Annotated in this window: 23 protein-coding genes and 4 pseudogenes; 14 read left to right on the forward strand and 13 right to left on the reverse strand. The window is 67.4% G+C overall.

Annotation, left to right across the window (positions count from 1 at the left end; all coding sequences use genetic code 11):
• Positions 1-25 precede the first annotated feature (25 nt).
• The 3 genes from DYE23_RS02540 to DYE23_RS02550 all read left to right on the forward strand — a co-directional run bounded on the left by DYE23_RS02540 (position 26) and on the right by DYE23_RS02550 (position 2,359).
• A complete protein-coding gene (locus DYE23_RS02540; RefSeq protein ID WP_308207165.1) occupies positions 26-505 on the forward strand; it encodes an MspA family porin in 480 nt (159 codons plus the stop codon).
• A gap of 428 nt (positions 506-933) precedes the next feature.
• Entirely contained in the window at positions 934-1,617 is a 684-nt protein-coding gene (locus tag DYE23_RS02545) for an MspA family porin (protein WP_061004163.1), read from the forward strand.
• Positions 1,618-1,663: 46 nt separating this feature from the next.
• Positions 1,664-2,359, forward strand: a complete 696-nt coding sequence (locus DYE23_RS02550; RefSeq protein ID WP_084377652.1) for a hypothetical protein — start codon at positions 1,664-1,666, stop codon at positions 2,357-2,359.
• 310 nt (positions 2,360-2,669) lie between these two features.
• Here the strand turns inward: DYE23_RS02550 and DYE23_RS02555 are convergent.
• Positions 2,670-2,837: pseudogene (locus tag DYE23_RS02555) on the reverse strand (hypothetical protein); the annotation flags it as partial.
• A gap of 130 nt (positions 2,838-2,967) precedes the next feature.
• Here DYE23_RS02555 and DYE23_RS02560 point away from each other — a divergent pair.
• Complete coding sequence (locus DYE23_RS02560; RefSeq protein ID WP_067393172.1) at positions 2,968-4,035, forward strand: tyrosine-type recombinase/integrase; 1,068 nt, start codon at positions 2,968-2,970, stop codon at positions 4,033-4,035.
• Entirely contained in the window at positions 4,032-4,346 is a 315-nt protein-coding gene (locus DYE23_RS02565) for a helix-turn-helix domain-containing protein (RefSeq protein WP_067393169.1), read from the forward strand. The genes DYE23_RS02560 and DYE23_RS02565 overlap by 4 nt, the downstream gene beginning before the upstream one ends.
• A 280-nt stretch (positions 4,347-4,626) precedes the next feature.
• On the opposite strand, the pseudogene DYE23_RS02575 reads toward DYE23_RS02565, so the two are convergent.
• From DYE23_RS02575 to DYE23_RS02590, 4 genes and pseudogenes are all read right to left on the reverse strand, one after another.
• Positions 4,627-5,088 (reverse strand): annotated as a pseudogene (locus tag DYE23_RS02575) (transposase); the annotation flags it as partial.
• Positions 5,089-5,179: 91 nt separating this feature from the next.
• Positions 5,180-6,400, reverse strand: coding sequence for an IS110 family RNA-guided transposase (locus DYE23_RS02580; protein WP_079654850.1), 1,221 nt, complete (start codon positions 6,398-6,400; stop codon positions 5,180-5,182).
• Between the two features lie 214 nt (positions 6,401-6,614).
• A pseudogene (locus DYE23_RS02585) lies at positions 6,615-7,418 on the reverse strand (IS256 family transposase); the annotation flags it as partial.
• Positions 7,419-7,550: 132 nt separating this feature from the next.
• Positions 7,551-8,267: pseudogene (locus DYE23_RS02590) on the reverse strand (IS256 family transposase); the annotation flags it as partial.
• A 63-nt stretch (positions 8,268-8,330) separates the two neighbouring features.
• Here DYE23_RS02590 and DYE23_RS02595 point away from each other — a divergent pair.
• On the forward strand, positions 8,331-9,560 hold the full coding sequence (locus DYE23_RS02595) for an IS110 family RNA-guided transposase (RefSeq protein ID WP_115328842.1): 1,230 nt from the start codon (positions 8,331-8,333) through the stop codon (positions 9,558-9,560).
• 27 nt (positions 9,561-9,587) lie between these two features.
• Here DYE23_RS02595 and DYE23_RS02600 read toward each other — a convergent pair whose 3' ends face one another.
• Genes DYE23_RS02600 through DYE23_RS02615 form a run of 4 tightly spaced genes read right to left on the reverse strand, consistent with a single transcriptional unit; the run spans position 9,588 to position 13,651 of the window.
• Positions 9,588-10,211: a TIGR03085 family metal-binding protein gene (locus DYE23_RS02600; protein WP_099962378.1), complete on the reverse strand. Its 624-nt coding sequence runs from the start codon at positions 10,209-10,211 to the stop codon at positions 9,588-9,590.
• A 30-nt stretch (positions 10,212-10,241) separates the two neighbouring features.
• Positions 10,242-11,645 carry a glucose-6-phosphate dehydrogenase gene (zwf, locus tag DYE23_RS02605; protein ID WP_115326420.1) on the reverse strand — a complete coding sequence of 468 codons (1,404 nt, stop codon included), beginning with the start codon at positions 11,643-11,645 and terminating at the stop codon, positions 10,242-10,244.
• Entirely contained in the window at positions 11,642-13,054 is a 1,413-nt protein-coding gene (locus DYE23_RS02610; RefSeq protein WP_115326421.1) for a mycothione reductase, read from the reverse strand. Before DYE23_RS02610 ends, zwf begins: the two co-directional genes overlap by 4 nt.
• 48 nt (positions 13,055-13,102) lie before the next feature.
• Positions 13,103-13,651, reverse strand: coding sequence for a hypothetical protein (locus tag DYE23_RS02615; protein WP_011891265.1), 549 nt, complete (start codon positions 13,649-13,651; stop codon positions 13,103-13,105).
• A 24-nt stretch (positions 13,652-13,675) separates the two neighbouring features.
• Here DYE23_RS02615 and DYE23_RS02620 point away from each other — a divergent pair, with 24 nt between their 5' ends.
• From DYE23_RS02620 to DYE23_RS02650, 7 genes are all read left to right on the forward strand, one after another.
• Positions 13,676-15,151: a bifunctional aminoglycoside phosphotransferase/ATP-binding protein gene (locus DYE23_RS02620; protein ID WP_115326422.1), complete on the forward strand. Its 1,476-nt coding sequence runs from the start codon at positions 13,676-13,678 to the stop codon at positions 15,149-15,151.
• A gap of 27 nt (positions 15,152-15,178) precedes the next feature.
• Positions 15,179-17,044 carry a pyruvate kinase gene (locus tag DYE23_RS02625; RefSeq protein ID WP_172527692.1) on the forward strand — a complete coding sequence of 622 codons (1,866 nt, stop codon included), beginning with the start codon at positions 15,179-15,181 and terminating at the stop codon, positions 17,042-17,044.
• A 10-nt stretch (positions 17,045-17,054) separates the two neighbouring features.
• Positions 17,055-17,477, forward strand: a complete 423-nt coding sequence (locus DYE23_RS02630; RefSeq protein ID WP_115328844.1) for a pyridoxamine 5'-phosphate oxidase family protein — start codon at positions 17,055-17,057, stop codon at positions 17,475-17,477.
• A 184-nt stretch (positions 17,478-17,661) separates the two neighbouring features.
• Entirely contained in the window at positions 17,662-19,530 is a 1,869-nt protein-coding gene (gene dnaK / locus DYE23_RS02635) for a molecular chaperone DnaK (protein ID WP_115326423.1), read from the forward strand.
• Positions 19,527-20,144, forward strand: a complete 618-nt coding sequence (gene grpE, locus DYE23_RS02640; protein ID WP_011891260.1) for a nucleotide exchange factor GrpE — start codon at positions 19,527-19,529, stop codon at positions 20,142-20,144. Before dnaK ends, grpE begins: the two co-directional genes overlap by 4 nt.
• Positions 20,145-20,189: 45 nt before the next feature.
• Complete coding sequence (dnaJ, locus tag DYE23_RS02645; RefSeq protein ID WP_011891259.1) at positions 20,190-21,374, forward strand: molecular chaperone DnaJ; 1,185 nt, start codon at positions 20,190-20,192, stop codon at positions 21,372-21,374.
• A complete protein-coding gene (locus DYE23_RS02650; RefSeq protein ID WP_011891258.1) occupies positions 21,374-21,736 on the forward strand; it encodes a heat shock protein transcriptional repressor HspR in 363 nt (120 codons plus the stop codon). The genes dnaJ and DYE23_RS02650 overlap by 1 nt, the downstream gene beginning before the upstream one ends.
• Positions 21,737-21,814: 78 nt before the next feature.
• On the opposite strand, the gene DYE23_RS02655 is transcribed toward DYE23_RS02650, so the two are convergent.
• From DYE23_RS02655 to DYE23_RS02665, 3 genes are read right to left on the reverse strand one after another with little or no spacing between them, the layout of a single operon-like run.
• Positions 21,815-22,717 (reverse strand): aldose 1-epimerase, encoded by a 903-nt coding sequence (locus DYE23_RS02655; protein WP_011891257.1) that lies wholly within the window; start codon positions 22,715-22,717, stop codon positions 21,815-21,817.
• 24 nt (positions 22,718-22,741) lie between these two features.
• The gene (locus DYE23_RS02660; protein WP_013470522.1) at positions 22,742-23,908 is read right to left on the reverse strand and encodes an FAD-binding oxidoreductase; all 1,167 of its coding nucleotides are present in this window, start codon (positions 23,906-23,908) and stop codon (positions 22,742-22,744) included.
• A 16-nt stretch (positions 23,909-23,924) separates the two neighbouring features.
• Positions 23,925-24,938: an ABC transporter permease gene (locus DYE23_RS02665; RefSeq protein ID WP_115326424.1), complete on the reverse strand. Its 1,014-nt coding sequence runs from the start codon at positions 24,936-24,938 to the stop codon at positions 23,925-23,927.
• Positions 24,939-25,036: 98 nt separating this feature from the next.
• On the opposite strand from DYE23_RS02665, the gene DYE23_RS02670 reads away from it, so the two are divergent.
• Positions 25,037-25,663 carry a TetR/AcrR family transcriptional regulator gene (locus DYE23_RS02670; protein ID WP_099962384.1) on the forward strand — a complete coding sequence of 209 codons (627 nt, stop codon included), beginning with the start codon at positions 25,037-25,039 and terminating at the stop codon, positions 25,661-25,663.
• Here DYE23_RS02670 and DYE23_RS02675 read toward each other — a convergent pair.
• Positions 25,652-26,329, reverse strand: a complete 678-nt coding sequence (locus tag DYE23_RS02675) for a GAP family protein (RefSeq protein ID WP_011891253.1) — start codon at positions 26,327-26,329, stop codon at positions 25,652-25,654. The two genes, DYE23_RS02670 and DYE23_RS02675, sit on opposite strands and share 12 nt — an antisense overlap.
• Positions 26,330-26,383 lie beyond the last annotated feature (54 nt).

A 26,383-nucleotide genomic window follows, 5' to 3' on the forward strand; every position in this document is an offset into this window, starting at 1 on the left:
CGGTTGGCATTTGACGGTGTCCGCGGTGGCCGAGACCCAGCTGCCGGTGGCGCCGCTGACTACCTCGCTGGCGTCGCGCGAATACCTCGTGGGCGGCACGTTCGTCGGGGCGATCACGGGCTCGGGTAAAACCGAGCTGAACGGCGGAAAACTGGAGGCAGGCTATCAGATCGGCTGCGGCATTACGCAAAATACTATCGAAACTCTTGTCGGGGCCGGTATTACCCCTTCGATCCGCATACCGTTTGCTGACAACGATCCGTCCTTCGCTCCGAACCTCACATACCGGGGAAGAATAGACCTCCGTCCCGGCACCGTGTCCACGGTTGCGGTCGACGAGAAAGAGTTCGAGGGGAAAGAAACGCGGGTCACGATCACCGGTTTCCGCATTGGCGTCGACCAATGTGCCGGTCAGTCGTTCATCCGGTCGTACGCGACGTTGACCAGCTCGACCGAGAACACCGAGGACGTCATCACCTATCTCGGTGTCACCAAGGCCGTGTGATGCGGTTTCGCAAGCGCGGCTGTGCCGGCGTCGATTTGGTGCCGCCGCGAAAGCCGCTCATGCAGCGAGACCTCGTGGGTTCAGGGATCGAGGCGCCGGTTCGCCTCCCGCCGACACCGGCGTATCCGTCACCGTGGTCACGCCCTGAACTGTCCGCCGACGTGATCAATCGCGCAGTGACCGAAGCGGTCCCGCGGGTCACGGTGCGTCGCCGGCTGGCCGCGGCGCGATCAAGCCGCGCCAATGGTTCACGTGTGCCGTTATCCGGCGAATCCATTTCAGAAATGGCTTACCAGCTTGAGAGACGCGCACTCGATAGTTTCGGGTGGCAAGTGTTGTTCATCCGTTCACCGTTTAGATACCTGGTCCATCGATCATTCGGCGGAACAGTTGCTTTGGATTACGACGACGAGAGGCGCCCCCGCACAATGTTTTATCGTTTAGCCACTCTGGCCGCTGTTTGCATGCTGGTCTCGACCGGGACAGCTCCGCTCGCCGCGGCGGAGCCGGATCCCAACCCGCCGCCGGTACCCGTCGCAAACGCCGGTCCCCCGCCGGACACCGGCGCCGTCCCGTCGGAGCAGCCGGGAATCGTCACGACCCCGGACGGCTGGCAGTTGACGGTGGCTGCGCTGAACGAGACCCAGCTGCCGGTGGCGCCGCTGACTACCGCGCTGTCGTCGCGCGAATACCTCGTGGGCGCCACGTTTACCGGGTCGATCACGGGCTCGGGTGACACCACGTTGGACGGCGGAAAGCTGGAGGTCGGCTATCAGATCGGCTGCGGCATCGAACTGGATAGGGTCAGGCTGGCTGGCCAGATCGGCATTGGCACGTCGGGGTCGACGCTCGCGGGTCTCGTACCTACCGGCGCCTCGCTCCCGATCAGCGGTACGTTTGAAGTCCAGCCCAAGCCGGGCGAGGTGACCACCGTTTCGGTGACCAAGAAGAAGTTCAAGGCCCAGGATGCCCGGGTCACCGTCAAGGATGTTCACATCAAGATCGACGGCTGCGTCGGTCAGTCGTTCCTGCGGTCATTCGCGGTATTGACGAGTTCGACCGCGGACACCAACGACATCGTCGCTTACTACGGCGTCACCAAGACCGTCTGACATCAGAGGTGGAGCGTGGGTATCCGAGCCGAAGGAGACGCCAGCCATGAGTAGCCGAGATCGCGGGGCGGTCGCCAAGGACGTGATCGCGAGCATTGTGGTGGCCGGTGCGCTCGCCGTCGGTGCGGCGGTCGCCCACGCGGCGCCCGCCGCTGCGGACCCTCCCGCGCCGCCCGCTGATCCGGCGATTCCGGTCCCGCCGCCGCAAGGGCCGACGATACCGATCATCGGCGCGCCTTTAGGGCCTAGTGGGCTTTCGGGATTGGCGCAAATTGGGGCTCCTGCCGCCGGCCCTCTTGGCCTACCCGAGATGCCCGACCCGACCGTCGGCAACGACTTGATGCTGGGCCAGAACCCAATTCCCTCGCCACCGGGCGGCCCCCCAGGCACGCCGCCGAACCTCAACGCGTTCAACAACGCCTACCTGCTCCCGCAGAACGTCGATCCCGCAGCGCCCGGCCAGGGAACGATGTTCGGGGTGGCGCCGGGCGACGAGAATGCGGACATCTCCGGCTTGGACTACCTCAGGCGCCTGCGTGCGATGTATAGCGACGACCGTCTGAAAGGCGGGCTTCTCGGCCAGATGCCACTGGATCAGCTCGGTGAGCCGCTGCCTGGTACCGCGCCCCCGCCCGGTACTGCGATTCCGGCCGGGCTGGGACAGGTCTTGCCGGATCAACCGCCGATCGTTTCACCCGGGCCGCCGCCGGTAAGTCCACCGGGGCCGCCGCCGGCCGGTTAACCTCCGCCGGTCCGTGGTACGCGGACCGCGTCGACGGTCGCTTCGATCAGCCGGTCTAGCACTTCGGCCGTTGCGCCAGTCCTGGTGCGGAGGGTGATCGCGTTCAGTGTCTCGGTCGCGATCTCGGCGAGCGCGCCGGTCGCCCAAGGCCAGAGCATCGGCGGCACACCACGTCAGATTTCACTCCCCGACGTTCGCGCATGCTCCACAACCGGCGAGTAAAGCAGAGGCGCCACGCTGTCGACCGTCACGTAATTCCCCCGGGGTATCCGTCAGGTAATTCCGCCACCGGTGGGCCTCGGGTGTAGGTCTACCGGGTGGCTTTGGTGTTGTCTACTGGCGCGGTGGCGCCGGGTCGTTTCCGCGGTCGATAGCTGGGTCCGTCCATCAGGATTTGGTGGCTGGTGTTGATCAGTCGGTCGAGCAGTGATTCGGCGACGACGGGGTTGGGGAACAGGTTGTACCAGTCAACTGGAGCTGGCACATGTTCGTTGTGACCGTTTTGCCCTGCTAGCTGGGCTTTCGACTGGTCTGCGTGTCTTGCCGATCTTCAAGGCGTGGTCGCGATATATTAGGTGCTGCCTTAACCAGTTAGGTGAGAAGAAGGTGTGCGGCTAGTGGAGGGTCTGCGGCTGATTCCCGGTGGCGCCGCACCGGTCGAGCCTGTTTCTGCCGATCCTGTTGTGTTTCAACGTGAATGCGTCGATGCGTTGGTGGCGTCGTGGCATGCTCGAGGATTCAGCCTGGTGACGATCGACAATGATATTGGGTTGTTGGAGCGGACGTTGGCGGCGCTGGGGCGTCCGGCGTGGGAGGTCACCAGTGAGGACATCGATCGCGTGGTCGGCGAGCTGGCGATGGCGGGGCGAGCGGCGTCGACGCGCCGAGAGTACGTGCAGATCTTCAAGGGGTTCCATCGGTTCCTGCAGACCCGCAAGGCTGCTGAGATCGAGGCCATGTTCGGGACGCGGTTGGTATGCCCGGTGGACGAGTTCAACGCCTCCCGGCACGTGGGCGACGACTCGCCGGCAGTCGCGGCGCCGCCGACCCCGGAGCGGGTGAGCGAGTTCTTCGAGTTCCTGAAGTCGAGGATCGCCACCGCCCGCAAGTACGGTCCGGCCGCGCGGGACTACGCGATGTTCCGGACGCTGTATCACGCTGGGTTGCGGTCGGAAGAGTCTGCGCTGCTGGAGATTCCGGACGTGCATTTCGATCGTGGACCGTTCGGTAAGTTGCACGTGCGGTTCGGCAAGGCTGCCCACATGTCCGGTCCCCGGCCGCGGTGGGTACCGATGTTGGACGGGCTGGAGGTGTTGTTGCGCTGGTTTCTGGCCGATGTGCGCCCGAAGTTCCCGGACTCGCCGGTGCTGTTCGCCGACGAGTCCGGCGGCCCATTGCATCGTGGCACGATCCGCAATCGGCTGCGATATCTGATGGAGCTGGAGGGCCGGCCGGCGACCGAGCGGTTCAGCCCGCACGCGCTGCGCCGGGCCTGCGCTACTCACAACTATGAGCGCGGTGTGGATCTGGTTGCGATTCAACAGCTGTTGGGGCATTGGACGGTGAGCTCGACGATGCGGTATGTGCGGCCGTCGGCGACATTCATCGAGGACGCCTACCGGCGTGCGGTCACCTCGACGCTGGCCGAGCTGAGCGGAGAGGACGGGACGGCATGAAGATTCGATGGCGGCTACGGATGGCCGCGGCCCAGCGCGAGGTCTGGACCGGCACCGAGCTGCGGCGGCTACTGGCCGAGCGAGCGGGTCTGGAGTTATCAGCGGCGTCGGTGTCAGCGCTGTTGACCAAAGAGCCCACCCAGATCAAGCTCTCGACGCTGATCGCCTTATGCACCGCGCTGGACTGCACCGCAGATGACTTGTTCGAGATCGACACCACCCCAGTCGAACAGATCGCGCCATCGCCGCGCCCAGTTGTCTCAGAGCCCAAGACCGCCACCGCGCGGGGTCGGTCGATGCCGCCAATGTAGGGCCCCACTCAAGGGTTAGAACGGGTTGCGGCTGATGGGGAAACGGCAACGAGACTGCCTCGACTGCGGCGCACCGGTCGGATACATCGGCCGCGAGCACTGCTGCCGGTGCACCCGCCGGTTACGAGAGCAGGCGGCCAAGGCGCGATGCCCGGGCTGCGGCCAGGGCCGGGTGTTGATTCCGGAGACGGGCCGGTGCGTGCTGTGCTCACGCCGCTGCCGCGAAGAGCCTGTCACGAATTTTGTGTAAGTCAGAGGTGATTTGACTACGAATTGTATTCTAAGACAACGGAAGTCGCCCTGGAAACAGCTTGGCGAGTGTGTTCAATGCCACAGTCCAGTTGTATGTTCCGGTGCCCGAGAACCCTCCTCTCTCGCTGGAGATGTTGCGCAGCCCGAGGTACAGCAACTTCATCGCGGCGTCCTTGTCGGGGAAATGGCCGCGGTTCTTGGTGATCTTGCGCAGTTGGAAGTTGATCGATTCGATCGCGTTGGTGGTGTAGACGATCTTGCGCAGCTCGACCGGATAATCCAGGAACGGCACGAACTCGGGCCAGGCGTTGCGCCACACGTCGATCGCGCCCGGGTACTGGGCGCCGTAGGCGGTGTCGAAGTCCTTGAGCGCGAGCTCTGCGGCCTCCACGGTCGGCGCGCTGTAGATCGCGCGCATCGATGTCGCGACCTTCTTGCGGTCTTTGTAGGACACGAACCGCATCGCGTTGCGGATCACGTGCACCACGCAGACTCCCGCTGTCAACCTTCTGATTCCGGACGCGTTCGTTCGCGCTGCAGCGATTGTTTGCTGCCTGCAGCGGGACGCTTCTGTAAACCAGTTAGGCCGCGGTCGGGCGGTGATGAACTGCCGGGTCGTAAGCGGTGTGGTCTTGCCAGCAGCGCCACAGGATCCGCACCCAACGAGCACCGAGACCGCGTAACGCTCGATGGTGGGCATGGCCGGCAGCACGGGCCTGCTGGTAAATCTCGGCCGACCACGGATCTTCACGGGTGGCGACGAACATCCACCAGTCAATGGCGTGCCGCATGCGGCGGTTAGCGGCGTAACGGAACCGAACCTGCCGTGTGCGCCCGGAGGCCTTGGTAACTGGCGCCAAACCGGTGTCGGCCAGCAGCGACGACGGCGAGGGAAACCGGGTGCGCTCTTCACCCATCTCCGAGATCAGCACTGCGGCGGTGACGGGTCCGATACCGGGGAAGCTGGTGAAGATGTGGGTGTCGGGGTGAGCGTCGAGTAGTTCACGTAGACGCTTGTCGTGGCCTCGTAAGTGGGTGTTGAGCAAGGCGAGTTGTTCGGTGAATGCTTTCGCCGCCACCGCTTTACCGGCCACAGTGCCTTCGCTAGCGGACAAAAGGTGCGGCTGCATGCGCTCGATGAGCGCTTCGGGCTTCTGGCGGCCGCTATAGCCGTGACGGCCGGTGAATCCACCCATCCGCGTCGCGGTGATCCTGCCCGCTTGCGCGGGCGTGGGATAGGTCTGGATGAAGGCCAGGGTGATGTCACGGTCCAGTGAGGAGAACAGGTGCAATGGCGCGGGATGGTAGGCCTCCAAGATCGAACGCAGCCGGTTTTCGGTGTCGACCTGCATGTCGAGGATGCGTTGACGGTCGCGACTGATCGCGGTCAGCTCGGCAAGGACCGGCGACGGGGTGGCTAACGGCCGCCACTGGGCATGCTGGTGACGCAACGTGTCGGCCAGCACGTAGGCGTCGAACTCGTCGGATTTTGCTGCCGCCATCCGATACCGTTCACGGGCCCGAGCCGAGATCTTCGGTGATACGCAATAGATTTCAGCTTCGCATTGCTGTTGGAGATGTTCGACAAGCAAGCCCTCGGCGCGTTCGATAGCGATGAGCACTGAGCCGGCCAACGAAGCGATCACCTCGACCAGGGCCATCAGACCGTCGACGGTGTGCGCGATTTTGCGGCTGAGGAGCTGTTGGCCGTCGTCGTCGAGGACGCAGAGGTGATGGGAGCGTCCGCCCCAATCGATGCCGCACCAGAAACGTTTCCCACCGTCCGGACTATCCTGAATCACTGCAGTCAGATCCCTTCGATCCGAAAGTTCACGCTGCAATGACGGGGCGTGCCCGGAACCTCATCTCGGCACTCACCGCTGATACCGGTGGTGCTGCTCTCGCTGGCCGGTCCATGCCCCGCAGCCACCACGGGCGGACGGGTCTGCATGTGGACCTCGAAGGTGACGCGTTTGCACAGGTCCTGCCCGTGGTGGTGCAGGTGAACGCCGAGACCATCCCGGCTCGTCCATTGTTAATAGATGAGGTCTGCACCACGGTCTCGGGGTAGATCGAGCGGATCGCGTCGGGCAGCCCGGTCAGCCCGTCGCAGCAGGCGATCAGGATGTCGCGCACCCCGCGGTTGCGCAGATCGATCACGACTTTCTGCCAGAACTTCGCCCCCTCGGAGTCTTGGATCCAGACCCCCAGGGCGTGTTTGCGGCCGTCGAGATCCACGCCGATGGCCAGATAGGCCACCTTGGTGGTGACGACCCCGTTGTCTTTGATGCGCAGCCGCAGCCCGTCGATGTAGAGGATCGGATAGACCTCGTCGAGCGGGCGCGATTGCCAGGCCTTGATCTCATCGACCACCACCTCGGTGATGTTGGAGATCAGCTCTCGCGACACCGACGCGCCGTACACCTCCTCGAGATGTGCTTCGATGTCGCGGGTGGTCATGCCGCGCGAGTACAGCGACAACACCACCGAGTTGAGGTTGCCCAGCCGGCGGACCTTTTTGGGCACGATCGCCGGCTCGAACGAGCCGTTACGATCACGCGGCACCGCGATGGCCACCGGGCCGTTGACCGTGGACACCGTCTTCGGTGTCGTGCCGTTGCGGGAATTGCCGCTGCCGCGCCCGGCCGGGTCACCGGCCTCGTATCCCAAGTGGTGGGTCAGTTCCGAATCCAACGCCCGTTCCAGCACCGCCTTGGTCAACTCGTTGAGCAAACCATCGGCGCCATCAATCGGGGTTCCCGACTTCACCGCATCCTTGATCAACGAATCCAGCGTCTCAGCCGAAAACGTCTCCGCCAGTTGCCGAGCCGCCGACTTTCCCGAACCCGACGACGCTATGGCCTTGGTCACAAATCACTCCTTCTGTCCGCCCGAACGGCGGTCCGATCTTGGACCACCCCGGACTTACACAGATGGAATGACACGCCCTCAGCCGTCGCAGCAGGCGATCAGGATGTCGCGCACCCCGCGGTTGCGCAGATCGATCACGACTTTCTGCCAGAACTTCGCCCCCTCGGAGTCTTGGATCCAGACCCCCAGGGCGTGTTTGCGGCCGTCGAGATCCACGCCGATGGCCAGATAGGCCACCTTGGTGGTGACGACCCCGTTGTCTTTGATGCGCAGCCGCAGCCCGTCGATGTAGAGGATCGGATAGACCTCGTCGAGCGGGCGCGATTGCCAGGCCTTGATCTCATCGACCACCACCTCGGTGATGTTGGAGATCAGCTCTCGCGACACCGACGCGCCGTACACCTCCTCGAGATGTGCTTCGATGTCGCGGGTGGTCATGCCGCGCGAGTACAGCGACAACACCACCGAGTTGAGGTTGCCCAGCCGGCGGACCTTTTTGGGCACGATCGCCGGCTCGAACGAGCCGTTACGATCACGCGGCACCGCGATGGCCACCGGGCCGTTGACCGTGGACACCGTCTTCGGTGTCGTGCCGTTGCGGGAATTGCCGCTGCCGCGCCCGGCCGGGTCACCGGCCTCGTATCCCAAGTGGTGGGTCAGTTCCGAATCCAACGCCCGTTCCAGCACCGCCTTGGTCAACTCGTTGAGCAAACCATCGGCGCCATCAATCGGGGTTCCCGACTTCACCGCATCCTTGATCAACGAATCCAGCGTCTCAGCCGAAAACGTCTCCGCCAGTTGCCGAGCCGCCGACTTTCCCGAACCCGACGACGCTATGGCCTTGGTCACAAATCACTCCTTCTGTCCGCCCGAACGGCGGTCCGATCTTGGACCACCCCGGACTTACACAGATGGAATGACACGCCCGCCGCCGAGGGAACCAGGCTGGCATCGCGTCGCTTACCAGAAGGGCTGGCTGGCATTCGCGGGTTCCACGAACTGGTGGCTGCCCACGCCCAGGATCCCACCGAGGTGGTAATCGGCATCGAAACCGACCGCGGCCTGTGGGTCGAAGCACTCGCCGCGGCCGGCTACGAAGTGTTCGCGGTCAATCCGCTCGCCGTGGCCCGCTACCGCGACCGCCACCAGGTATCGGGTGCGAAGTCTGATGCTGCTGACGCCAAACTCTTGGCTGATCTGGTGCGCACCGACCGGCACAATCACCGCCCGATCGCCGGGGACACCCCGGAGGTGGAGGCGATCAAAGTCCTGGCACGGGCGCATCAAAACCTGATCTGGAGCCGCAACCGCAACACCAACGCGCTGCGCAGCGCGCTGCGCGAGTACTACCCCGCTGCGTTGGAGGCCTTCGCCTCGCTGTCCGACCGCGACGCCCTGGCGATCCTGGGCCGCGCTCCCACCCCGACCGACGCCGCACGGCTGAGTGTCTCAAAGATCCGATCAGCGCTCAAAGCTGCTGGGCGACAACGCAACCTCGACGCCAAGGCACTCGAGATCCAAACCGCATTGCGCAGCGACCAGCTCGCCGCCGCGCCCGCGGTCACCGCCGCGTTCGGGGCCACCACCCGCGCCGCGGTCGCCATCATCACCGAGTTGAACCACCACATCGCCGACCTCGAAGCCGAATTGGCGGCACATTTTGAGACACACCCGGACGCCGACATCTACCTCTCCCTGCCAGGACTCGGTGTCATCCTCGGCGCCCGGGTGCTCGGTGAGTTCGGGGACGACCCCAACCGCTACACCACCGCCAAGTCTCGCAAGAACTACGCCGGAACCTCCCCATTGACCATCGCGTCGGGCAAGAAACGCGCCGTACTGGCCCGCCACGTCCGCAACCGCCGCCTCTACGACGCGATCGACCAATGGGCCTTCTGCGCCCTGACCAACAGTCCCGGCGCACGCACCTTTTACGACCAACACCGCGCCGCCGGCGACCTGCACCACCAAGCACTACGCGCCCTGGGCAACCGCCTCGTCGGCATCCTGCACGGCTGCCTCCGCCACCACACGCCCTACAGCGAACACAAAGCCTGGGCCCACCGCCAAACCGACTCCCGAGCTGCTTGACAACCTACGGTCCTGGGATGTCTAGGCTCACAATCCGCCCCGGGACTTCTTCACCCGCTCGACCAGATCGGCCGGACCGTCGAACGACACCCAGGCCTCATCGCGGCCCGCGGCGAACATCAACAGCTCACCGGGGTCCCCGGTCACGGCGACCTCGGCGCCCTTGCCGACGGTGGCCAGGGTGTCACCCTGCGGGGTGCGGAACACGACCTTCGCCGGCGCTTTGCGCAGAGTCATCCTGGCCATCATCGCGACCGGCCGGCGCAGCGCCGACACCGTCTGGTCGTCGAGGGGACGCGGTTCCCAGTCGGCCCCGGCGCGCCGGACGTCCTCGTGGTGGATGAACATCTCCGCGACGTTGGCGATCGGATCGAGCAGCTTGAACGGCGAGTACAGCGGCGGGCCCTCGGCGACCCGGCCCAGCAGCACATCCCAGTCCGTCGACGACGCGACCTGCTCCTGCACGCGTTCGGTGTAGTCGGCGAACGCCGGGATCAGGATCCCCGGCGCCGCGTCGAGGCGACGCTCCCGGACCACGAGGTGCGCGGTCAGATCGCGGACGTCCCACCCTTCGCACAGCGTCGGGGAGTCGGGTGCGGTGTCGCGGAAGGTGGCCACCAGGGCGGCCCGCTCTTGCTGAGCAACGGTCATCGGGTGCCTTTCGGTTCATCGGGACGGAGGTCAGTCATCATCGGGCAGCCACCATCCTGACCGCGGCAGTTCCACCGCGGATTGTGGACCCCAGGAGCCCTTGTCGTAGGCCTCGACGGCAGGGGGATCGTCGAGGACCGGTTGGCACACCTGCCAGAGCCGGTCGACCTCGTCACCGCGCGCGAACAGTGTCTGATCGCCGCGCAGCACGTCGAGCAGCAACCGCTCGTAGGCGTCGAGGCCGTCGCCGCCGGTGCCGTCGGGAGTCAGCGCCACCGGCACGCCGACCCGCTCCACCGTCAGCTCGGGGCCCGGGCGTTTCACGTTCAGCGCCAGCTGCGCCGTCGGGGTCTCGGTCAGGTCCAGCACCAGCCGGTCCGGCCGTCGAGTGTCACCGAACAGCTCCCCGGGCGGCGTGCGGAACGTCAGAGTGACCGTTCTGCGGTTGTCCTCCATGGCTTTTCCGGTGCGCAGGTAGAACGGGACGTCACGCCACCGCTCGTTGTCGACGTAGGCCTCGAGCGCCACGAACGTCTCCACGTCGGAGTCGTCGTCCACCCCGTCCTCGTCGCGGTAGCCGGCGTACTGCCCGAACACCACCCGGGCGGGATCCAACGGCCGCATGTCCTCGAACACCTGGGCCTTGGCGTTGCGCAGACCGTCGGCGTCCAGAGCGGACGGCGGCTCCATCGCGAGAAATCCGAGCACCTGGCACAGGTGGGTGGAGACCATGTCGCGGAAGCACCCGGTCGATTCGTAGAAGCTGCCCCGGCCCTCCAGCGCGATGTCCTCGGGCACATCGATCTGGACCGATTCGATGTGGTGTCTGTTCCAGGCCGGTTCGATCAGGCCGTTGGCGAACCGCAACGCGAGGATGTTCTGGACGGCTTCCTTACCCAGGAAGTGGTCGATGCGGTAGATGCGCTGCTCGTCGGCGACGGACTCGGTGGCCGCGCCGAGTTCGCGTGAGCTGTCCAGGTCGGTGCCGAAGGGCTTCTCGACGATGAGGCGCGCGCCCTCGGCCATGCCCTCGCGGCCCAGCATGGCGATCATCGGTTTCATCGCCGACGGTGGTACGGACAGGTAGATCAGCGTCCGGACGTCCTCACCCAGTTCCTTCTGCGCGGACGCCACCGCGGCGGCGAGGTCGGCGCCGTCGTCGGCGTCGGCGGACTGGAACGACAAGCGTTGCAGCAGGCCCTCGACCACCGCGTCGTCGAGATCGTCGATCGACTCGGACAAACCCTCGCGCACCGAGTCCCGGAACTCCTCGACGCTGTCGGGGGAGGACCGTCCCGAGCCGATGATGCGATGGTCGGCAGGCAGCCGGCCGGCCGCGGCGAGCCGGTAGAGGCTCGGAAAAAGCATGCGGCGGGCCAGATCTCCGCGGGCGCCGAACAGCACGAGGATCACGGGATGGTCGTCGCCGGTCATGAACCGTCCTTGTCGAGGGCGAGTAGTGCGTTCTCCACGACCTCGGTCAGCGCAGGGTGGATCCAGTAGGGCCGCCGGGCCAGCTCTGCGGCGGTGATGCCGAAATTCATGGCGACGACGAAGATCTGGACCAGTGTGGCGGCCTGCGGACCGATGACGTGCGCGCCGAGGATGCGCCCGTCCGGGGCGGCGAGCACCTTGCACAGACCGGACTCGTCCTGCATCGCCCACCCGTAGGCGACGTCGGAGAACTCGGCGACCCCGGTCCGGTAGTCGAGATTCTCGTCGCGGCAGTCCTTTTCGGTCCGCCCGATCGACGCGATCTGCGGGTGGGTGAACACCGCCGACGGCACCAGTTCGTGGCTGACGGCACGCAGGTCGGCGGGGTGGAGCAGATTGTGTTTGACGACGGCGGCCTCGCGGTTGGCGACGTGTTTGAGCGGGATCTCGGTGCTGACGTCACCGAGCGCGAAGACCCCGTCGGCGGTGGTGCGGCAGTATTCGTCGACGACGACGCGGCCGTCCTCGTGGGTGTCGATGTCCCCTTTGGCCACGTCGAGGCGATCGCTGTTGGAGCGGCGTCCCGCCGCGACCAGCAGCATGTCGGCGTCGACGATTGACCCGTCGTCCAGTCGGATGCGCAGATCGCCTGGCGCACCGGATATCTCGGCAATCTGACTCCCGCAACGCAGGTCGTAGCGGGAGCGCATCAGCTCGGTGTAGGTCGTGCGGACCGCGTCGTCCTGGAAGCCGCCGAGCAGCCGGTCGGAACGCTCGATCACCGTGATCCGGCTACCCGCCGCGGCGAAGACGTGGGCGAGTTCGGCCGCGATGTAGCCGCCGCCCAGCACGGCCAGATGGGCCGGCGCGGCGTCGACGCGCATCACGGTGTCGGAGGTCTCGTAGGGCAGGCCGGACCCGGCGACGACGTCGGGGATCACCGGCCGGCTTCCGGCGGCGATGACGATCCGGTCCGCGGCGATCTCGACGGTGTCCCCGTCGACGGCGACCTGCAGCCGGCCCGGCTGGGTGAACCGGGCGTGTCCGTTGTAGACGGTGATGAAATCGCTGTCCCGGCGGCCTTGTTCGCCGTCGGCGGCGATCGCGTCGGTGCGCCCGAAGACGCGGTCCCGCAATTGTGCCCACCGGAGCCGGCCGAAGTCGGCGTCGGTGTCGGTGTCGGTGTCGGCGTCGATGTCGATGTGGATGTCGAAGTCGCCCGCGGCCGCGACGGTGTCGGCGACCTGGGCGGTGTAGGACAGCATTTTCGACGGGATGCACCCGTAGTTGACGCAGGTGCCGCCGAACTTGCGGTCGTCGATGATGGCGACGTCGAGATCGGAGAAGCGGTCGTCGACGACCATGTTGCCCGACCCCGCGCCGATGACGACCAGGTCGTGTGTGCGCACCCGCCTGCTGTTCCCGCAACGCGGCGGGGATCAAACCCCGCGAGGATCTCAGAAGCTCTCGACGCCCTCGATGCGGACGACCATGCCCCGGCCGGTGGCGTCGTTGGTGAACCGGGTGCCGCTCTCGGTGGCCTCGATCGTCCACCCCAGCGCGCTGTAGGTGCGGTAGTCCAGCGTCACCGCCGGAATGGCGCCGAGGTTGCCGACCACCCAGCTCAGCTCACCGTCGGCGCTCAGGCGCACGCCGTTGGCGGGCATGCCGTCGATCACGGGCGCGTCGGTGAACGCCGACTCGCAGCCGACCTCCTGCTCGTCGAGCTGGCAGCGCGTCTTGCCCGACTTCGTCTGGATGAACACGTAGCCGTTCTGCGGTCGGAGGACCTCGCCGCCCGGCGGTCGGGGCCGCGTGGGGGTGGGGGTCGGCGCCGACGTCGACGGAGGCGCTGTGGTCGGCCGGCTGGGGCGCGGCGTCGGGAACTCCGGCTCGGTGAACGACGAATCGGGGGTGCGGGTCGCGGTCCCGTCGATCACCGTCTGGCACCCCGCGAGCACAGTCGCCGAGGCCAGCACCGCCGCCGCCATCAATCGCGTCCTCATCGGGTGCCAGCCTAACCTGGGGCCATGGGCACACCCGGGAACCTCGACGCGCAGATCCACGAGACGCACACGGGTCTCGTCGTTCTTCTCGGCGAGCGGGCGTACAAGGCCAAGAAAGCGGTGAAGACCGACTTCCTCGACTTCAGCACCGTCGAGCAGCGGGCGCGGGCCCTGCACCACGAGGTGACCCTCAACCGACGTCTCGCCCCGCAGAGTTACCTCGGGGTCGGCGAGTTCGCCATGCCGGGCGGTTCGCAGCCCGAGCCGGTGATCGTGATGCGCCGTTACCCGGACTCGGCGCGCCTGACCTCGCTTGTGGCACAGGGTAAACCGCTCACCGCCGAGCTCCGTGAGATCGCGGGCAGGCTCGCCGATTTCCACCGCGACGCCCGCCGCGGACCCGACATCGACGCGCAGGGCCGCCCGGAGGCGGTGTGGGAGCGCTGGGCGCAGAACCTCACCGAGCTTGGCCGCCACGCCGACGTGGTGTTCGACCGCGCGGACCTCGACGAGATCCATGCGCTCGCACAGCGGTTCCTCGCGGGCCGGTCGGTGTTGATGGCGCAGCGCATCGCGCAGGGGCGCATCGTCGACGGGCACGCCGATCTGCTGACCGACGACATCTTCTGTATGCCCGACGGTCCCGCGATGCTGGACTGCCTGGAATTCGACGACCTGCTGCGCTATGTCGACGGCGTCGACGACGCGGCGTTCCTCGCGATGGATCTGGAGTTCCACGGCAGGGGCGACCTCGGCGACGAGTTCCTTCGCGAGTACGTGGCGCGTGCGGCGGATCCGGCACCGCGGTCGCTGCAGAACTTCTACATCGCCTACCGCGCCGTGGTCCGCGCCAAGGTCGACTGTGTGCGCGTCGAGCAGGGTCACCCCGAGCCGGCCGACGACGCCCGCCGGCACCTGCACCTCGCCGCCGATCGTCTGCGGGACGGGGCGGTCCGCTTGGTCATCGTCGGTGGCGGCCCCGGCTCGGGGAAGACCACGGTGTCCCGGGCGCTCGCGGAAGTACTTGGCGCGCAGGTGATCTCCACCGACGACGTCCGCAGGGAGCTGCGCGACGCCGGCGTCATCAGCGGCGCCGTCGGTGCTCTCGACAGCGGGCTGTATGCGCCCGAGAGCGTTGCGCGGGTCTACGACGAGGTGCTGCGGCGGGCGGAGGCGGCGGTGACCGGCGGGTGTTCGGTGATACTCGACGGCACGTGGCGCGACGAGGAGGCGACCGGGCGGGCACGCCGGCTCGCCGAGAGCACCGAGACCCCGCTGACCGAATTCACCTGTGTGCTCCCGGTCGAGGAGGCCGGCGCACGGATCCGCGCGCGGACGCAGACCACGTCGGATGCGACCCCGCAGATCGCTGAGGCACTCGCCGGACGCACAGGCGTCGCCGGCAGGCACCCGCTCGACACCGGGCGTCCGTTGGCCGAATCGGTGGCCGAGGCGCAGCGCATCTGTCGAAAGGTCATTTCGCCGTTCACCCGCGGGTAACCCGGCTTCGATAGCGTCGCCCGCACCATGACCACACAGCGATCGGATGCGCGGGCCCACGATGACGGGGCCGACGGCCGGATCGGCGACCTTGCCGGCCTCGCCGAGGAGCTCGACTCGCTCCTGGACAACCTCGCCGCCGGCGAGGCCGCCTGGGCGGATGCCCTCCCCGCGGTGCCGGCGACCCGCCGGGCCAGTGCCCGCAACATGGCGCACTACTGGTCGCTGCGGCAGACCGACCTGCGGGATCTGCAACGTCGCCTCGCCGACCACGGATTGTCCTCCCTGGGCCGCAGCGAAGCTCATGTCGAGGCGACACTGCAAAGGGTCCGCGCCGCCGCCCGGGCGATGGCCGGAGAAGGATTCGGCGACCCCGCTCCTGCGGGACTGAGTCCGTCGGCGGGACGGGAGCTGTTGCAGCGCAGGACTGTCGAGCTGTTGGGTGCCGCGCCGCGGGATCGCGAGACCCGCATCATGGTGACCCTTCCGACGGAGGCGGCCACCGACCCGGACGTCGCCCGGAACCTGCTCGAACGCGGGATGGACGTCGCACGGATCAACTGCGCCCACGACGACGCGTCCGCGTGGGGGGCGATGGCGCACCACGTCCGCACCGCAGCCGCGGCGATCGACCGCCCGTGTCTGATCGCGATGGACCTCGGTGGGCCCAAGCTGCGAACCGGGCCGATCCGGCCGGGTCCGCGAGTGGTCAAGATGAAGCCGCGACGCGACGGCTGGGGACGTGTCAGCGCACCCGCGGAGGCGTTGCTGATCGCGCAGGAGGCGCCGGAGCCCTCGACCGGCCGGCTCCTGCTTCCCGTGCCGGGCGACTGGTTGGCGCGGCGGCGGGCCGGCGACGAGATCACCGTGCGCGACACCCGGGGAGCCGCCCGCCGTCTCGTCGTCGGCGGAACTGCGGACCGCGGCCGGATCGTCACGGCGACCAAGACGACGTACCTGAGCACCGGGACGGCGTTGCACGCAGACGGCCGGCGCGACAGCGCCGCGCTGGGCACGGTGCCCGATCTCGCACAGAGCGTGCTTCTGCGGCCCGGGGACCAACTGCGCGTCACCCGGGACTGCTCGCCGGCCGCACCGGACGCCGACGGTATCCCGAGGATCGGCTGCACCCTGCCCGAGGTGTTCGACAACGCCCGCGCAGGCGACCGGATCTTCTTCGACGACGGCAAGATCAGCGGCGTCGTCGTCGCGGCGACCCCCGACGCGCTGGACGTGCGGATCGCGCGCGCTGCCGAGACCGGCTCGAAACTGCGAGAAGCCAAGGGCATCAACGTTCCCGACACCCACCTGCCCATCTCGGCGCTGACCGGGAAGGACCTCGCGGACCTGGCGACCGTCGTCGAGGTCGCCGACATCGTGCAGCTGTCCTTCGTGCAGAGCCCCGCCGACGTCGGCGCGCTCTACGACGCGCTGGAGCAGTTCGGCGACGACGGCATCGGCGTGGTGCTCAAGATCGAGACCCGTCGGGCGTTCGAGAATCTGCCCCGGTTGCTGTTCGCCGCGATGCGCCGCCCCCGCGTCGGCGTGATGATCGCGCGCGGGGACCTCGCGGTGGAGGTCGGCTACGAACGCCTCGCGGAGTTGCAGGAGGAGATCCTGTGGTTGTGCGAATCGGCGCATCTGCCGGTCATCTGGGCGACCCAGGTGCTGGAGTCGCTGGCCAAGAGCGGTCTGCCGTCACGCGCGGAGGTCAGCGATGCGGCGATGGGAGCGCGGGCCGAGTGCGTGATGCTCAACAAGGGCCCGCACATCGGTGACGCGGTCACGGTGCTCGACGACATCCTGTGCCGCATGACCGAGCACCATCACAAGAAGAGCGCGCTGATGCGGCGACTCCGATCTTGGCATCCGCAATCCGGCGACGATGGGTAGCATCACGCGCATGCCCTCAGAGCCGCAACCGGTTTCGATCCTCCCGGTCTCCGAATGCTGGGAACTGCTGGCCGGCGCCCCGATCGGTCGACTGGTCACCAATTTCGAGGGTCAGTCCAACATCTTCCCGGTGAACTTCGCCGTGCAGAACCGCACCGTGCTGTTCCGCACCGCCGAGGGCACGAAACTCGTCGCCTCGGCGGTCAGCAGGGAAGTGCTGTTCGAGGCCGACGGATACTCGGGCGGCGAAGGGTGGAGCGTGATCGTGCGGGGGCCGGCGCGGTCGCTGCACACCAACGAGGAGATCGCCGAGGCCGAAGAGGCCGCGCTGTTGCCGTGGACGAACCCGGACGACAAGTCGCATTACGTGCGCATCCGCCCGATGAACGTCACGGGCCGGCGGTTCTTCTTCCGCGACGACATCACGCGTTAGACACCGCGCACAAATTCTTCGCCGGGCGGGAACAAACCCCGCAGGGGTGCCGTTGACCCTTTCGACAGTTGAGTCACATAGACTCAAGTCTCGCTTGACACGGTGGACCCGGGTGGAGCAGTCTTGAGCCCGGTGCACTCATACAACTGAGAACCAGGAAACGTCTATTCAGGAGGCAGTAACTATGGCTCGTGCGGTCGGTATCGACCTCGGGACCACCAACTCCGTCGTCGCAGTGCTCGAAGGTGGCGACCCCGTCGTCGTCGCAAACTCTGAGGGTTCCCGGACCACCCCGTCGGTCGTCGCGTTCGCGCGCAACGGCGAGGTGCTGGTCGGCCAGCCCGCCAAGAACCAGGCCGTCACCAACGTCGACCGGACCATCCGGTCGGTCAAGCGTGAGATCGGCACCGACTGGTCGGTGGAGATCGACGGCAAGAACTACACGCCGCAGGAGATCAGCGCCCGCGTGCTGATGAAGCTCAAGCGCGACGCGGAGAGCTACCTGGGCGAGGACATCACCGACGCGGTGATCACCGTCCCCGCGTACTTCAACGACGCCCAGCGTCAGGCCACCAAGGACGCCGGCCAGATCGCCGGCCTCAACGTGCTGCGCATCGTCAACGAGCCGACCGCGGCCGCGCTGGCCTACGGCCTGGACAAGGGCGAGAAGGAACAGACCATCCTGGTGTTCGACCTCGGTGGCGGCACGTTCGACGTGTCCCTGCTGGAGATCGGCGAGGGTGTCGTCGAGGTGCGCGCCACCTCCGGTGACAACCACCTCGGTGGCGACGACTGGGATGACCGGATCGTCGAATGGCTCGTCGACAAATTCAAGGGCACGTCGGGCATCGACCTGACCAAGGACAAGATGGCGATGCAGCGGCTCCGTGAGGCCGCCGAGAAGGCCAAGATCGAACTCAGCTCCTCGCAGAGCACCTCGATCAACCTGCCCTACATCACCGTCGACGCGGACAAGAACCCGCTGTTCCTCGACGAGCAGCTGACCCGCTCGGAGTTCCAGAAGATCACCCAGGACCTGCTGGACCGCACCCGCAAGCCGTTCCAGTCCGTCATCAAGGACGCCGGAATCTCGGTCGGCGAGATCGACCACGTCGTGCTCGTCGGTGGCTCCACCCGTATGCCCGCGGTGTCCGAGCTGGTCAAGGAGATGACCGGTGGCAAGGAACCCAACAAGGGTGTGAACCCGGACGAGGTCGTCGCCGTCGGCGCCGCGCTGCAGGCCGGCGTGCTCAAGGGTGAGGTGAAAGACGTTCTGCTGCTTGACGTCACCCCGCTGAGTCTCGGCATCGAGACCAAGGGCGGCGTGATGACCAAGCTCATCGAACGCAACACCACCATCCCGACCAAGCGGTCGGAGACCTTCACCACGGCCGACGACAACCAGCCGTCGGTGCAGATCCAGGTCTTCCAGGGTGAGCGCGAGATCGCCTCGCACAACAAGCTGCTCGGCTCCTTCGAGCTGACCGGTATCCCGCCGGCTCCGCGCGGTGTCCCGCAGATCGAGGTCACCTTCGACATCGACGCCAACGGCATCGTGCACGTCACCGCCAAGGACAAGGGCACCGGCAAGGAGAACACGATCAAGATCCAGGAGGGCTCCGGCCTGTCCAAGGAGGAGATCGACCGGATGATCAAGGACGCCGAGGCGCACGCCGACGAGGATCGCAAGCGTCGCGAAGAGGCCGACGTCCGCAACCAGGCCGAGTCGCTGGTCTACCAGACGGAGAAGTTCGTCAAGGAGCAGCGCGAGGCCGAGGGAGGATCGAAGGTCCCCGAGGACACCCTGACCAAGGTCGACGCCGCGATCTCCGACGCCAAGGCCGCGCTCGCCGGCACCGACATCGCCGCCATCAAGTCGGCCATGGAGAAGCTCGGCGAGGAGAGCCAGGCTCTCGGCCAGGCGATCTACGAGGCCACCCAGGCCGAGCAGGCCGCGGGCGGCGCGCCCGGCGGTGAGTCCGCCGGTGCGTCGAACTCCGGAGACGACGTCGTCGACGCCGAAGTTGTTGAGGATGATCAGGAGCGCAAGTGAGTGACGCAGATCGAGTAGAAGAACCGATCACCGTCACCGACAAGCGCCGCATCGATCCCGACACCGGGCAGGTGCGCGAGAACCCGTCCGAGCCGGCCCCCAGCGGGCCGGCCACGGACGAGTTCGCCGGGGAGACGGAGGAGGAGGCCGGTAAGGCCGCCGAGTTGCTCGCCGATCTGCAGCGGGTGCAGGCGGACTTCTCCAACTACCGGAGACGGACGCTGCGGGACCAGCAGGTGATCGCCGACCGGGCCAAGGCGTCGGTGATCACCCAGCTGCTGCCCGTGCTCGACGACCTCGACCGCGCACGCAGCCACGGCGACCTGGATTCCGGTCCGCTCAAGGCCGTCGCCGACAAGATCGTGACAACCCTTGAGGGGCTCGGACTTTCGGGCTTCGGCGAGGAGGGTGACGAGTTCGACCCCGAGTTGCACGAAGCTGTGCAACACGAGGGAGAGGGCACCCATCCGGTCCTCGGCTCGGTGATGCGGCGCGGTTACAAGGTCGGCGACGTGGTCGTCCGCCACGCGATGGTCGGTGTCGTCGACACCGTGCCCGACGCGTCCGGATCCGGTAATGCCGACTCTGGGGCCCAACAGCCTTCAGAATCGTAAGAATTGACGTATCAGAGATGACAACAGGTGAGGAGGTGACGCGTCATGGCCCAGCGTGAGTGGGTTGAGAAGGACTTCTACAAAGTGCTCGGCGTCGCTTCCGATGCCGACGAGAAGGAGATCAAGCGGGCCGCCCGCAAGATTCTCGCCGAGAACCACCCCGACCGGAATCCGGGCAACTCCGCCGCCGAGGAACGCTACAAAGAGGCGTCCGAGGCCAAAGAGGTGCTGACCGATCCCGCGAAGCGCAAGGAGTACGACGAGACCCGTCGACTGTTCGCCGGAGGCGGGTTCGGCCGCGGCCGCTACAGCGGTGGCGGGGGTGGTTTCGGCGGGTTCGGTGGTGACGGCGCGCAGGAGTTCAACCTCAACGATCTGTTCGACGCCGCCGGTCAGGCCGGCGGCGCGAACATCGGCGACCTCTTCGGCGGACTGTTCGGGCGCGGCGCACAACAGCCGCGGCCGAGCCGTCCCCGCCGGGGCAACGACCTGGAGACCGAGACCGAACTCAGCTTCCTGGAAGCCACCAAGGGCGTGGCGATGCCGCTGAGGCTGACCAGCCCGGCTCCGTGCACGAACTGCCACGGCAGCGGTGCGCGCCCGGGAACCAGCCCGAGGGTGTGCGCCAACTGCAACGGCGCCGGCGTCGTGAGCCGCAACCAGGGGGCGTTCGGGTTCTCCGAACCGTGTACCGAATGCCGGGGCAGCGGGTCGATCATCGACAACCCCTGCGACGAGTGCAAGGGCACCGGTGTCACCACCCGCACCCGCACCATCAACGTGCGGATCCCCCCGGGAGTCGAGGACGGACAACGGATCCGGCTCGCCGGCCAGGGCGAGGCTGGGCTACGGGGTGCGCCCTCGGGCGACCTCTACGTGACCGTGCATGTCAAGCCCGACAAGGTCTTCGGCCGCAACGGTGACGACCTGACGGTCAGCGTCCCGGTCAGCTTCCACGAATTGGCGCTCGGCACAACACTTTCGGTGCCGACGCTGGAAGGGAAGGTCGGAGTGCGGGTGCCCAAGGGCACCTCTGACGGCCGAATCCTGCGGGTCCGCGGTCGCGGCGTGCCGAAACGCGCAGGCGGCCACGGGGATCTGCTGGTGACCGTCAAGGTCGCGGTGCCGCCGAACCTCGAAGGCGAGGCCGCCGAGGCATTGGAGACGTACGCCAAGGCCGAGCGTGCGAGTGGGTTCGACCCCCGGGCAGGATGGGCGGGGAATATCTGATGAGCGGCCGTAAGGAAGAAGCACGCACGTTTCTGATCTCGGTGGCCGCCGAGCTGGCCGGTATGCATGCGCAGACCCTGCGCACCTACGACCGGCTCGGCCTCGTCAGCCCGCAACGGAGTTCCGGTGGCGGACGCCGCTATTCGCAGCGCGACGTGGATCTGTTGCGCGAGGTGCAGCGGCTGTCGCAGGACGAGGGCGTGAACCTGGCCGGCATCAAACGCATCATCGAGCTGACCAATCAGGTCGAAGCGCTGCAGTCGCGGGTCCGCGAACTCACCAACGAGGTCGAGCACCTGCGTTCGCAGCCGCGGCCCAAGAGCACGGCCCTGGTGGTCTGGCAGCCACGCCACCAACGCTAGACGACATCGCCGAAATTGCATTCCAGCAGGCGTCTTCTCGAACTTTCCCTGCTGGATTGCAATTTCGGCGTTTTGGGGTCAGGAGACCTTGATCCGGAACCGGGCCACGGCCGACTCCCCGGGCTGGACTTCGTGGTACCCGCCGCGGCGCAGCGCGTCGGTCGCCGCGGCCATCGGCTCGAAGCACACGACGTCGTCGTCGCCCGGGGCGTAAACCTGCGCGGCGGTGTAGCCCTGGTCGAAGTGCACCTCGATGCGGCGGTCGCCGCCCGAGAGCGCGAACACTGACCCGGCGGGAACCTCATCGAAGCCGTCGTCGATGAACTTGTCTCCCAACACTTCTGTGGCTGCGGGACGTTGCTCCACCCGGCCCGTGGGAATGCCCCACGCGTTCACCGGCTGATAGCGCATCGCGGGCGTCTCGATCTGCCACTGGGATCTGGGCACACCGGGCAGTTGCAGATACGGGTGGAATCCGAAGCACAGCGGCACCCGGGCGCCGGTCGTCGCGGTGACGGTGGTCGTCACCGTCAGCGTGCGGTCGGCCAGCGTGATGTCCAGCGTCAGCAGGTGCGGGAACGGGAACGTCGCCAGCAGCGCGGGCCGGGCCGCGAAATCGAGTTCGGCCGTCAGCTGGGACTCCAGCAGCGTCGTGACGGTCCAGTCCCGGTAGCCGCCCAACGTGCCGTGGATCGGCACGCCGTGCTGATCGGTGCGCACACCGCCGGTGCCGGGCGTCAGCGTCACCACAGCGCCGTCGACGCCGTAACCCATGCTGCTCAGCCGGTTGGCCCACGGGTAGAGGATCGGGATCCCCATCGTCTTGTGGTTGGACACGTAGGCCTGCAGGCCGCGGCGCTGGCCGAGCAGTTCCACCCCGTCGTCGGACAGCGACGTCGCGACCATGCCGGCGATCGGGACATAGGTCGCGGTCAGCGCCGAGGACGGATCGCGCAACGTGACGGTTTCGAACTCCTCCATGGCAGCGATCCTGCCATGCGACCCTCAGTTGCCCAGCGGATCGTGCTGGATCCTCTCGGCAGGTGCGCCTTTGGCGATCAGCGCCGACCGTGTGGCGGCCACCATCTCCGGCCGCCCGCACACCAGGATCTGCCGGTCCCCCCAGCTGCCGTACCTCGTCACGACCTCGTCGAGGCGGCCGGTCTGGCGGACGTGCAACCCGCGGGGCGGCCGGTTGTCGGGATACTCGGCGGCCCACGGCGGGTCGAAGTCGAACTCGGAGACCGGCGTCACCGACAGCCAGGGGTTCATGGACGCGACCTCCCACAGCGTCGGCAGGTCGTAGAGCTCGCACGGGTACTTCGCGCCGAAGAACAGGTGCACCCGCGGGTTCGCCGCGAACCGGCACATGTCCATGATCAGTGCCCGCAGCGGCGCCAGCCCGGTGCTACCCGCGACCATCAGCACATCGCCGGCCTCCCGATCGACGTGCATCGCGCCGTGTGGGGCGGCCAGGCGCCAGCGATCCCCGGGCCGCGTCTCCCCGAGGATCGTGGTGCTGACCATGCCGCCGGCGACCGAACGGACGTGGAATTCGACGTATCCCTGCGGATCCGCCGGGATCGCCGGGCTCAGAAAGCGCCAGCGCCGCGGCCACTGTGGCACCTGTACTGAGACGTATTGGCCTGCGTGGTAATCGATGTGGTGATCCATCTTGAGACGGATCACCGAGACGTCGCGGGTGGGACGGAGATGTTCGAGCACGGTGCCGTCGCAGAACGGGGGAGCGGTCTCGGCCTCGCCGGCCCCGCTCATCACCCCGACGGCCAGTGTCACGACGTCGGTCGCGGCTTCTTCCAGGCGCGCGTCCCACCGGTCGGTGAGCGTGGTGCGCACGGTGGCCAGCAGCGCGTCCTGCAGTCCCGCGTAGTGCTCCGGTGTGACGCCGTACTTGCGGTGATCGCGACCGAGTTGGGCGAGGAACGCGACGGGCTCCTCGGCCCGCTGGGCGATCAGTTCGTCGCACAGCCAGCGCATGGCGTGGGCGAAGACCTGGCGTTGCCCGGCCATGTCCGGCGGGAACAGGTCGCGGGCCGTCAGATCGGCGGCGAACCACCGCGTGTAGAACTCGCCGACGAGCCGCTCGGACCCCGGCCCGGGCTCGAACGCCTCCCGGAGGATGCGCACCGAGTCACGGTCTTCGAGTCCCACGCCGCCCGATACTAAGTCACTGCGCCGGCACCGCGCGGGCGCGAACTGCTGCGGCCGCGACGAGAGCGGTGCCTAACACGATCCAGCAGGTCAGCACGGTGATCGCGGTGGTGGCGCCGGCACCGCCGAAGGCGGCCGCCGACCGCAGCAGGGTGGCGGTCGCGCCCTGGGGCAGCAGCTGGCCGAACTGCCCCCAGCCCGCCGGCAGCATCTCCGGCGCACTGGCCAGGCCCGACAACGGGTTGCCCACCAGCAGCGCCAACGCCGCGCCGGCACCGAGGCCCGCGCGACCGAAGAGCGACCCGAGCCCGAGCACGCTCAGGACCGCCGCGGCGACCCCGAGCGACAGGGCGGCGGCGACGGCCCAGAAGTTGTGGTCGATGGCGCCGAGGGTGAACCTCAGCAGGGCTGCGGTCGTAATGCCGGCGAGCCCCGAGAAGACCACCGCGGCGGCGTACCGGATCCAGACCTCGCGGCGCAGAGCGAGGAGGAGTGCGATCGCGGGCAGGATCCCTGCGAGCGTGAGTGGCAGCGCGGACGCGGCCAGACCCACGCCGCGGGGATCGCGGGCGGTCGGGGGCGCGAGGTCCTCGGTGGTCAGCGGCATCCCGGTCTGGCGGCTGATCTCGGTGCCGAGTTGTGTCAGCACCTGCGCCACCGCGGGTCCCGCCTGGGTGGCGATGAGCATCGCGGGCTGGTCGCCCGGCGAACCTGGGAGCGCGATACCGCCGTAGACGTCCCCGCGCCGGATCGCGTCGCGCAACGCCTCCTCCCCGGGGTAGAACGTGACGTCGAAGGCTCCGGGCGCCTTCTGTTCGAGGACGTCGGCGATCCGGCCGCCGGCGGACTGTGGCCCGGCCGCGCCGATCGGGACGTCATGCGGCGCGGACCTGGTCGCGGGCAGCGCGAACGCGACCGTGACGACCGCGAGCAGGGCGGTGATGGCGAGGACGATGCCGGCGGCGCGAGCGCCCGCGGGCGGGTGATGTGCGTGGGCGTGGGTGACCCGGTGGGAGACGGCTGACGACATGACGCCCTCTATTCATTGGCTGTTGAATTACTGGTGAGGATAAGGCTAGGACTCTGGTGCCCATAATTCAATGGCTATTGAAATGTTAGGGTGATCCGGTGCCCCCACCAGCCCAGACAGGCCGCCGCCGCGGGCGTCGAAAGGGTGACCCGGTGTCCAGGGAGACGGTGCTCGCCGCGGCCAAGGGCCGGTTCGCCCGGGACGGTTTCGAGAAGACGACGCTGCGGGCCATCGCCGAGGACGCCGGCGTGGACGCGTCGATGGTGCTGTATCTGTTCGGCTCCAAGGAGGCGCTGTTCCGCGAGTCGCTGCGCCTGATCCTCGATCCCGGCGTTCTGATCGAGGCCCTGTCCGGGGGTGAGGCCGACATCGGCACGCGCATGGTGCGGGCCTATCTCGGGGTGTGGGAATCCCCGGAGAGCGCGGAGAGCATGCGCACGATGCTGGCCTCGGCGACGTCGAACCCCGACGCCCGGGAGGCCTTCCGCGGATTCATCCAGGACTATGTGCTCGCCGCGGTGGCCGGCACCCTGGGCGGCGACGATCGGGCCAGGCTGCGCGCGATGCTCGCGGCGAGCAGCCTGGTGGGCACGGCGATGATGCGGTACCTGATGGAGATCCCACCGCTGTCCGAACTGGCCACCGAGGATGTCATCAGACTGGTCGCACCGACGGTCACCCGCTATCTGACCGCGCCCGCCGACGAGCTCGGGTTACCCGGCTAGCGCGTGAATACCCTTGTAGAGCACCAGAAGACCGATGACGACCAGGATCGCCGCGATCAACGTGGCGTGCTGACGCTCCATCCACGCCTGCACCCGGTTCAGCGTCGGGTCGAGGCGCTCACCGGAGATCGCGTAGGCCACGATCGGCGCCGCGACGGTCGATGCCGCCACAAGCACGAACCACAGCACGGCGGCCCACACGGTGGGCGTATCCAGACCCGACGACCCAATCGCCAATCCTGCTGCGGCGCAGATGAACAGGACCTTGACATTGAGCACGGTCAGCGCCGCTGCCGTCGCGGCGGCTTTCGCCGGGGTCAGCGCGCTGATGCGGGTCATCCACCCCGGCATGTGCTCTGAGCTCGCACGCTTCAGCCAGCGGTAGGCGCCCCAGAGGATGAGGAGAACGCCGACAACGATCCGCAGCCACGACGCCCAACTCGGCGGTTTGGTGCCGATGCCGCCGACCAGATCCGACAGCTGCAGGAAGACCGCGGTCAGCGCGGCCAGACCGAGTACCCAGCCGGCCAGGAACGCCAGTCCCGTCGGCCTGGGCCGCGCGGCGCTGAGCACCAGCACCGCCGGAATGATCGACAGCGGGGACAACGCGATGACGAGGGCGAGCGGAATGAGCTCGATCAGGATGGATCCCCAGGTACCCGGCACCGACAGAAGGTAGCAAGCGACGCCAGGGGTTGCGATGAGTTCGGCGGCAGTGCC

The sequence above is a fragment of the Mycolicibacterium gilvum genome, assembly GCF_900454025.1.
In the GTDB taxonomy this organism is placed as follows: Bacteria; Actinomycetota; Actinomycetes; order Mycobacteriales; family Mycobacteriaceae; genus Mycobacterium; species Mycobacterium gilvum.

Excerpts from the sequence above, each read along its gene's own strand:
- DYE23_RS02655 (WP_011891257.1), bottom strand. The coding sequence starts at position 22,717 with ATGGAGGAGTTCGAAACCGTCACGTTGCGCGATCCGTCCTCGGCGCTG.
- dnaJ (WP_011891259.1), top strand. The coding sequence starts at position 20,190 with ATGGCCCAGCGTGAGTGGGTTGAGAAGGACTTCTACAAAGTGCTCGGC.
- dnaK (WP_115326423.1), top strand. The coding sequence starts at position 17,662 with ATGGCTCGTGCGGTCGGTATCGACCTCGGGACCACCAACTCCGTCGTC.
- DYE23_RS02630 (WP_115328844.1), top strand. The coding sequence starts at position 17,055 with ATGCCCTCAGAGCCGCAACCGGTTTCGATCCTCCCGGTCTCCGAATGC.
- zwf (WP_115326420.1), bottom strand. The coding sequence starts at position 11,645 with ATGACCGGCGACGACCATCCCGTGATCCTCGTGCTGTTCGGCGCCCGC.
- DYE23_RS02615 (WP_011891265.1), bottom strand. The coding sequence starts at position 13,651 with ATGAGGACGCGATTGATGGCGGCGGCGGTGCTGGCCTCGGCGACTGTG.
- DYE23_RS02565 (WP_067393169.1), top strand. The coding sequence starts at position 4,032 with ATGAAGATTCGATGGCGGCTACGGATGGCCGCGGCCCAGCGCGAGGTC.
- DYE23_RS02665 (WP_115326424.1), bottom strand. The coding sequence starts at position 24,938 with ATGTCGTCAGCCGTCTCCCACCGGGTCACCCACGCCCACGCACATCAC.
- DYE23_RS02600 (WP_099962378.1), bottom strand. The coding sequence starts at position 10,211 with ATGACCGTTGCTCAGCAAGAGCGGGCCGCCCTGGTGGCCACCTTCCGC.
- DYE23_RS02620 (WP_115326422.1), top strand. The coding sequence starts at position 13,676 with ATGGGCACACCCGGGAACCTCGACGCGCAGATCCACGAGACGCACACG.
- DYE23_RS02545 (WP_061004163.1), top strand. The coding sequence starts at position 934 with ATGTTTTATCGTTTAGCCACTCTGGCCGCTGTTTGCATGCTGGTCTCG.
- DYE23_RS02550 (WP_084377652.1), top strand. The coding sequence starts at position 1,664 with ATGAGTAGCCGAGATCGCGGGGCGGTCGCCAAGGACGTGATCGCGAGC.
- DYE23_RS02650 (WP_011891258.1), top strand. The coding sequence starts at position 21,374 with ATGAGCGGCCGTAAGGAAGAAGCACGCACGTTTCTGATCTCGGTGGCC.
- DYE23_RS02625 (WP_172527692.1), top strand. The coding sequence starts at position 15,179 with ATGACCACACAGCGATCGGATGCGCGGGCCCACGATGACGGGGCCGAC.